The following is an 8,131-nucleotide window of genomic DNA, read 5'->3' as shown; positions in this document are numbered from 1 at the left end:
CTGCCCCTTCTCCCAGCCCGACGCTGGCGTACAGGCGACCGGATCGACCAGATAGTGGCTGCACATCTGCAGGAAGCGGCGATTGTAGAGACGGCCTTTGCCGACAAAGATCGTCTCCACCGCGGTCTTCATGTTGTCGTAGATGCCGCGGGTGCAGGTGCCTTTGAACAGGGCGAACGCCCGGTCGTGGGCGTCGAACACCATCTCCTGCGTCTCCCGCGGATAGGCCCGCACGAACAGCATGCGGCTGTGACAGAGCCGGACACGGGCGGCCTTCACCATCACCGTGGTGCCGCTCAGCAGGACCACCTCGTGGCTCCAGTCGAACTGGTAGGCTTCGCCTGGGGCAAAGCTCAGCGGGACATAAGCGGCTGCGGTCGATTGCCCGCGTTCTTTGCTCCACCGCCTGGCGTAACGCCGCACCGCATCGTAACCGCCGTCGTAGCCGCGGCTGCGCAGCTCTTCGAAGATCCGGATCAACGTCAGCTGTTCACGAGCCGATTTAGCCGCGTTCGCCGCCAGCAATCCGTCAAGCTCTACTGCCCATCGCCCCAGCTTTGGCCGCGGCTGCACCTGCCGCTCATACTCGAAGGAGGTCTCTCCCGACCTCAGCACCTTCCGAACCGTGTTCCGCGACACCTTCAGGTCACGGGCGATCTCCTTGATCGTCTTGCCTTTGATGAAGTGCTCGCGCCGTATCCGGGCAATCGTCTCCACGATCAGCATCCCCCACCACCTGCTTCGTTCCAAAGCAGGCAGCGCAACAGACCTAACTGTAGGGGGTCAATTTTGGACGCCGATCCCCCGGCTTAGGGGGGCAATATTGCAGGCCGAATGACATCCGGCGCATCGACAATCTCTCGGTAGGCATCAGGCTTCCTCATTGGTTGAATGCGGAATCCGTAGCCCGGTTGAGTTTTCGGTTGAAGCGTCCGGCACCGCCAAACGTTGCTCACGATGCCTGAAATCGCTGCTCACGATCCTCTGAAATCGTTGCTCACGATGCGCTGAAATCCGTGCTCACGATCCCGCGAACGCGCAATCCACTGTCTGCAACTTATCTCGGATGGATACACTTCAACCAGCTGCACGCGCTATTCAGTTGAAGCCGACATCACCCACTTAGCCGGTTTTGCAGTGCCTGCCGATCGACGACGAGGTAGAGGAGGCTCAGGTCTGCCCGTCGTCTTCCCGCGAGCCGTCTGACCAGCGCCCGGGTACCGTCGACCACAAAGACTCCGCAATCATGGCCGTTGCTCTGCCTGCGCATGTTGGCATCTTGCAAATGGGCTCCCACCCGCGATGCGAGCATTGCTGCAGGTCCGGAATTGTATGGCTTGAAGGAGTCGTAATGATAGGCAACCGGCCTGTCGCGATCGCGGCGATCTACCAGCAGCAACGACCAATGGGAGCCGCGGCGAAGGACGTCCGTAGCACTCGCATCACTCACCGGCAGGAACAGGAAGTCGGCCGTATCGTTGCCATTCCGATCGTTGACAATGCGATGGAATGCGTTCAGGGCGTCGCCGTCCGTACCATGGCCCACCTGAAAGGCGATCAGAGGATCGACGAACCGGGTCCGGGCGGCGAGGTTTGGATTGTTTTGCTGCAACTCCTGCGACAGCAGCTCGTAGTCCCGCTGGATATGCGCATCACCCAGCCATTCGTCGGCTCCGAGCACCCGTCCGCTGCGGTCGCCGGCAGAGACACTCGCCCTTGAAGCGCCGATCCGGGGATCAGGAACTGAGGATGGGCCAGGGTGATGGATCAGTTGGGCATCGCGGCGTCCTCGCGGCCCCAATGCGATGGAGTAGGTCTCACCGTTGATAGAGACCGGCTGGGGAGCCATTTGCGAACTCGGCAACAGCATTTTATTGTCCAGTACATCGAGCAGGAACTCCGGCACCGCCTGTGAGCCATGCCGCCAATCCTCGCCGACGAGATATCCGATATCCTCGAGCTCTTGCGGCGTGCCTGATGGACCGATGAAGAACGGCGGTCTGCCGGCGGGGCTGAGCACGGGCCTTGACTGCGCATCGTCACGCATTTCCTGGGGTGTGGACGGCAGATCAGCGAAAGAAGTTAGATCGCGGTAGATGTCTGAGGACCGAGCTGGCGCGCCCTCCGGAGTTGGCCACTCGAAGTCGGACGGCACCCGTGGAGACCAGGTAAAGCTCGACCCGGCCGGGTCCTGCCAACCGCCCGGTCCAACCGGGCCTTGCGGCGCCGGCCACTCACTTGGATCAAAGTCGGACGGCACGCGCGGGGACCAGGTCGAGCTCGACCTAGCCGGTTCCTGCAAGCCGGCCTGCCCAAACGGACCTAGCAGCGGCGGCCACTCACTTTCGGACGGCGGAGTCGGCAAATCTCGCACCCAGGTTGAGGTTGAGTTCGAGCTAGCCCTCTGCTGAGGGACGGTCACACCCAGCGCTCGGTTTGCCTCAACGAGTTGCAGATACTGCCTGAGTTTCTTGAGACTCAGGCCAAGTTTTCCTTTGGCTTCCGTGAAAGCCTGGTGGTCTACGTCCAGCGAGCGTCGCTGCTCACTATTGCCGTTGATTCGGCTCGCGATGCTCTCCCTACCCTGTGTGCGGAGCCAATCACTGAACTTGCGTTGGGCAGAAGCAGTATTACGAATTGTTTTTCTTCTCGGTTCGGAAGCTGGGTCGAGGTTCCTCAGCTCTTCCTTGGCCAGCCTCTCGATCAGGCTGGCGTCATCGTCATAAGCACGAAGTCCTTGTTGGGGCTCCAGACCCAGGTATTGTCGAAGGAGATCGAGTGGGGCTGTCCGCTTTGTGGCTATGCTGAACGCCGCAAGATCTGCGCTCAATGACGACTGCTGCTCAGCATTGCCCTTGATACGGTCCATGATGCTCGGCCTGCCCTCTCTTTGAAGCCAATCACTAAAGGAGCGTAGCTTGGAAACCATCGCCGAAGCGCCGCCTTTCTCCTTGCGAGTCGCGTCGGAGCCAAGCTTGGATAGTGCGTCCGTCAAAAAGTCATTGATGATGGAGACGTCCCCCGGATGAGCCGACAATGTTTCGCGCCCCATCAGGCGGGGCCCGGCACCGACAGCTTGGAGCCCGTCAGCGCCGATCCTGCGGAGATGAGACAAAGCCGCGCTGAAGCGGTCACGATCATCGCCGCCAGCTACGAAGTACTGCTCGATGTCGTCGGCGAGCGACATTGGCTCGTTGAATGCCCGAGGAGCCAGGGGCTCCTTGTTCTGCGCTCGGAGCCAACGAGCAAACGCGTTGAGCGCCTGCACATTGCCCTTGATCGTAGCAAGCGGGACCTTACCAGTCCCGCGGCCTCTAGTACCATCGGGAGTAACTCTGTAGTCTTTGACGTTTTCCACGAACTGGCGGATCATCCGCTCGTCTTGGGGGTGCATCGGCTGCTCTCGCGTACCCACCCCAGCTGGAGCGGATATGGGATTTCCAGCCTGGAAATTCTGGAGTGTATCCAAGGCTCCACCCACATAGTTCCTGCTATTGGCGCTCGCCACCTTCTTAAATTCATCTTTATAGGCTGTCAGCAGATCAGCATTGCCAAGCAGGTCGTTCAGAGTGACGCCTTTGGGTTGGAGGAATTCGCTGAACATTCGAAGAGCCATCACATAATTCTCGATGGTCTTCGTCTTACGGTTCGCGCTGCCCAATGTCGTCTTGAACTCTTCAATCAGCTCCAGGTCTGCTTCGGACGGGCGACTGCGCTTTGCAAAGTCGATGCGAAGCTCCGAGTAGACGTCATCAGACGCTGGGTCGCCGGACCACTTCTCACGGTGATTTCCTCCAAAGACTTTGCTTAATCCTGATTTGACCCGAGAGAACAGTCCACGCGGCTTGTTGTCCTTCGTCCGCGCCGTAGGTTGTTCCTCCGAGGGCGCTGCGTAACGCATGCTGCTGAATGGCCTGTCCCGCAAGTCAGACCGGTAATTATTTGCAGCCGAACCATGATGAGCGTGCGGAACATCGACACTGTGACGCGTGCTGCTGAACGAATTGTCCCGAAGGTTGGACCTTGGCCGCATTCGCATCGAACCACCAACGTCCGTACGCTGGATGTTTTCATGCGACCGTGCGGCTGGACTGTCGGGGGAACTAACCTCGGAACTCTCCTCAGGAGAGCGGAGTTGCAGCTCGCCCAATTGCTGCTCGAAGCCAGCTTGATCTGCAGGGTCAACGTCGGTCTGTTGCCGCTGCAGCTCGGCGTACCAGCGCATCCAATCGTCCGGATTGTTATAGACGGGTTCCACACGGCTCTCCCTAGATCAGATGACTCTTCATAGCTGCCCCGCAGCCACACTCCGGTGCGCTGACCACAGGGACTCCGGATTCAAAAAGCCGGATCGTCAAGATTGGCCAAATTAAACAAAAAGGGACCGTTAGCGCCGCTCCGAGGTCGTGCATTACTCACACCTGCCCAGCCTTGGCTGCTGCAGAAGAGCGCCCGGGCTTCCTGGGCAACAGGTGACCGCTAGCCAAACCTCAAAACAATCCAGGAAAACCGAAACCCAAATACTCGCACGATCCAAAAACCCACCTGTTGCCGCCCTCCTTCAGGGCAAGATGGCGTCAGGCACATCGCGATCGAAATTGGGCCGCCCCATTGCTGTTGGAAGGCGTCCGGGTTTCGATACTTGCACTGCAAGCTCTGCTTCCTCATCAGTTCTTCAGTTCAAGTCCTCACATTTCCTACAACCAAACGAGCCTCTCCGAGGGATCATGAAGCTTCAGAGATGGCCGTGTATGATTCAGTGTGTACAACCTGACGCTACGTAGACTTCAAGCCCCATCGCTGTCGCGTCGAGCCTGGCTGGCTTTCATACCCGTTTCAGGATGCGGCAAATCCTCGCAGCTTGGTGATCTACCCCCGCTTTCAAGCGACCTTAATTGAGCGAGGCGCCGCCGCCGATGAATACCAAAAACGTGTTGGCAGCTTATGTCGTCCTCGTTGAGGGAGCATGGCGCCGGCATAGTCGTCGCGGCGTGGATGCTGGATCCCGCCGCGTGCGCGGCGCTGACCGTCGGTGAGCCCCAAGTCTCTGTCCCCGCTCTGTGTGATCTCGGCCGGCTTTTGTTGGAATATAGACTCAGGCGAGGGTCCTCAGATGACCAAGATGTCATCGCGGAGGCAAGCAATGAAGAACGCATTACTGCCGGTCACCGAGGTAAGGTTACCACGCCAACTGACCATAGCGCCGGAGGCTATGCAGATGAACGGGCTCAGCGTTCCGGAGCGAAGCGCCGTGTTCTTGCGCTTGGCTCGCCTGCTGATGGAAGCGGCCGGAGTCGAGGAGGGAGCCGATGATGGACGGTGAGATCCTTCCCCCGGCGCTCCTGAAGAGAAAGGCCGTCCACTACATCCGCCAGTCCACCCAGGTCCAAGTGCGGGTCAACCTCGAGAGCCAGCGGCGCCAGTACGAGCTTGTTGATGAGGCCCGACGACGTGGGTTTCGGGATGTCGAGGTCATCGATGACGACCTTGGCCGCTCGGCGAGCGGCGCACTGGCCAGGCTGGGGTTTGAGAAGCTTGTCGCATGGCTGTGCGCCGGCGGCGTGGGAGCCGTCTTCTGTTTCGACCCTCTCGCCTGACCAGGAATGGTCGGGACTGGCACCACCTGCTCGAGCTCTGCGGGCTCGTAAAGGCCCGGGTCATCGATCTCGACGGCGTCTATAATCCCTGGCGGCCCAATGACCGACTTCTTCTCGGCATGAAGGGCAGCATCAGCGAGTTCGAACTCGGCGTCCTGCGCGCGCATGCTCGACGCCGCCCGTTCGAAGGCCCGGCGGGGCGAACTACGGATTTCAGTGCCCATCGGCTACATCTGGCATCGGGAGATCGGCTTGGGTCTCGATCCAGACGCGAAGGGTCCAGGAAGCGACACGGCTGATCTTCAGCCGATTTCGCCAGCTCGGAAGCGCTCGGCAGGCGCACCTCTCACTTAAGGCCGAGGGCGTCCATTTTCCGCATCCCTCGGACGGCAAGAAGATGACGTCCTTTGAGTGGGTGCCGATCCGCTATCGCAACGTCATCTCGATCTTGAAGAACCCGTTCTACGCAGGCGCGTACGCCTGCGGTAAGAGCGAGCATCGCGCCGAGATCGTCGATGGCCGCGCCCGCAAGACCTATGGCCACTATCGCCGGCTGTAGGAGACTGCGAGATTTTCCTGAGAGGACACCACGAGGGGTACATTGACTGGACGGAGTTTGAACGCAACCAGAAGCAACTCGCCGCAACGCCTATCGCTGCCCAGACGGCGCCAAGTCCGGTCGTGGCGGCCGAGCCCTTCTCGTCGGGCTTATCGTCTGTGGCCGTTGCGGCCGTCGCTTACGGTAAACTACACGTCGCTGTGGGACAGCGCTACAGAGAGGCGAGCCGCGCGGAGAGGGCGCGAATTCTGGACCAGCTTGTGCTTGTGACGGGCTTGCATTGAAAGCATGCGATGCGCCTGCTCCGAGGCGAGATGAGGCAATCCTCGGTTCGGCGCACCCGTCGCCGGATTTACGAGGGAGCTGAACGAAATGCGCTGGTAGTGCTCTGTGAGGCATGCGGCCGGATCTGCGGCAAGAGGCTGAAAGCGCTGCTGCCGCTCCTGATCGAGTCGATGGAACGGAACGGTCACATGGGCCTGGCGCCTGAAATCCGTGCGAAGCTGCTGGCGGGGAGCGCGTCGATGATCGATGGGGCGCTGAGCAAGATTCGAGAGGAAGGTGGACGCCAGCGGCGCCGCCCGGTGGCGAGCGCATTGCGACGGAATCCCGGTACGGACGTCCGCCGGCTGGAAGGATCCGGGGCCGGGCTTATCGAAGCCGATCTAGTCGCTCACAGTGGGCCCCTCGGCGCGCGCCAGTTTTATACAGACGCTGGTGCTCACGATATTGCGACCTGTTGGAGGAGCGTGCGCCGTTGCTGGTGCGCGAGCAAACGCTCCTGTGCACCGTGATGACAGAGTTCGCCGACAGCTGCCGCTCTCGCTGCAGGGCATGTGAGCAGACGAACATCGAGTTCACGCGTTGCCGACCTACCGCAAGAACGACCAGACGTTTGTCGAACAGAAGAACGGAGCCGCGGTCCGACGCATAGTCGGCTATCGGCGGTTGATGGACTTGAGGCGGCTGCGTTGCTCGCAGAACTCTATCGCTCAGTGCGCCTGTTCGTGAACTTCTTGCAGCCGTCGTTCAAGCTGATAGCGCGATGGCGGTCGCCTCCGTAAATCTTATAGTGCACCGACGCCGCCGCATCAGCGGCTGGCAGCTGACCACATATGTCCGATGCGGCTCTGGCCCGACCGCAGGAAATCTGCTTCAGCTTGGACCCGGTCGCCCGCGGATCGCAACAGCAGCGGCAGCGCAGGAAGCTCTATTCCTTCCATGCGCCCGAGGTCGAGTACATCCGCAAAGGCAAGGCGGCAGCGCCTTACGAGCCCGGCATCAAGGCCTCTGTCGCCACCACCAACGGCCGCGCGCCGGGGCCAGTTCGTGCTGCACGCTCGCGCACTGCCCGGCAATCGCTATGACGGACACTCGCTCGGCACCATCATCGAGGCGACGGAAACGCTAACCGGCTGCGCGGTCGAGCGCGCTTATGTCGACAAGGGCCATGCGGCCGCAACACCGATATACCGCGCCGCGCCTTCATCTCCGGGCAGAAACGGGGCGTCTTGGGCGTCATCGAGCGCGAGCTCCGCCGCCATTCAGCCATCGAGCCCATCATTGGCCACATGAAGAGCGACGGCCACCTCGGCCGCTGCCATCCCAAGGGGCGTGAGAGCGACGCCAGCAACGTCATCCTCACCGCCGTCGGCCACAACCTCCGCCGCCTAATCGCCTGGCGGAGGGATTTGCTGACATCAATCCTGATCATCCTCTGGCAAGCAGGTGTCCGATCGCAGGCGCTCAAACCGCCTTCTTAGCGGCGACGATTCCACGATACTTGGCGGCAGCGAGTCAGTCCGAGCCTGATGAGATTACCGCGATCAAGCTATCTCGGCTCCGAAGCCGCCGCACACAAGCTTGTCGAGATCGCATCTGGCATTAAGCTGGTTCAGGACGGGCCACATCGCGTCGGTCAACACATCCGTCCTTAAGGTCGGCGGCAGCGGCGCAGAGCTTAGCGCCAGGATCA

At 60.7% G+C, this 8,131-nt stretch carries 3 protein-coding genes and 2 pseudogenes; 3 read left to right on the top strand and 2 right to left on the bottom strand.

Going from position 1 to position 8,131, the window contains the following annotated elements; genetic code table 11:
• Positions 1-726 (bottom strand): IS21 family transposase (gene istA / locus IVA92_RS01550; RefSeq protein ID WP_247275823.1); only part of this gene is annotated, 726 nt, incomplete at its 3' end.
• Positions 727-1,114: 388 nt separating this feature from the next.
• Positions 1,115-4,225, bottom strand: a complete 3,111-nt coding sequence (locus IVA92_RS01545; protein WP_247275825.1) for a Ulp1 family isopeptidase — start codon at positions 4,223-4,225, stop codon at positions 1,115-1,117.
• A 918-nt stretch (positions 4,226-5,143) separates the two neighbouring features.
• On the opposite strand from IVA92_RS01545, the gene IVA92_RS01540 reads away from it, so the two are divergent.
• The 3 genes and pseudogenes from IVA92_RS01540 to IVA92_RS01530 all read left to right on the top strand — a co-directional run bounded on the left by IVA92_RS01540 (position 5,144) and on the right by IVA92_RS01530 (position 7,919).
• Positions 5,144-5,323: a hypothetical protein gene (locus IVA92_RS01540; protein ID WP_247275822.1), complete on the top strand. Its 180-nt coding sequence runs from the start codon at positions 5,144-5,146 to the stop codon at positions 5,321-5,323.
• Positions 5,310-6,337, top strand: a pseudogene (locus IVA92_RS01535) (recombinase family protein); the annotation flags it as partial. The gene IVA92_RS01540 and the pseudogene IVA92_RS01535, both read left to right, overlap by 14 nt.
• Positions 6,315-7,919, top strand: a pseudogene (locus IVA92_RS01530) (hypothetical protein). The pseudogenes IVA92_RS01535 and IVA92_RS01530, both read left to right, overlap by 23 nt.
• Positions 7,920-8,131 lie beyond the last annotated feature (212 nt).

Source organism: Bradyrhizobium sp. 154 (assembly GCF_023073875.1).
In the GTDB taxonomy this organism is placed as follows: Bacteria; Pseudomonadota; Alphaproteobacteria; order Rhizobiales; family Xanthobacteraceae; genus Bradyrhizobium.
This window is presented reverse-complemented; position numbering and strand designations above follow the sequence as displayed.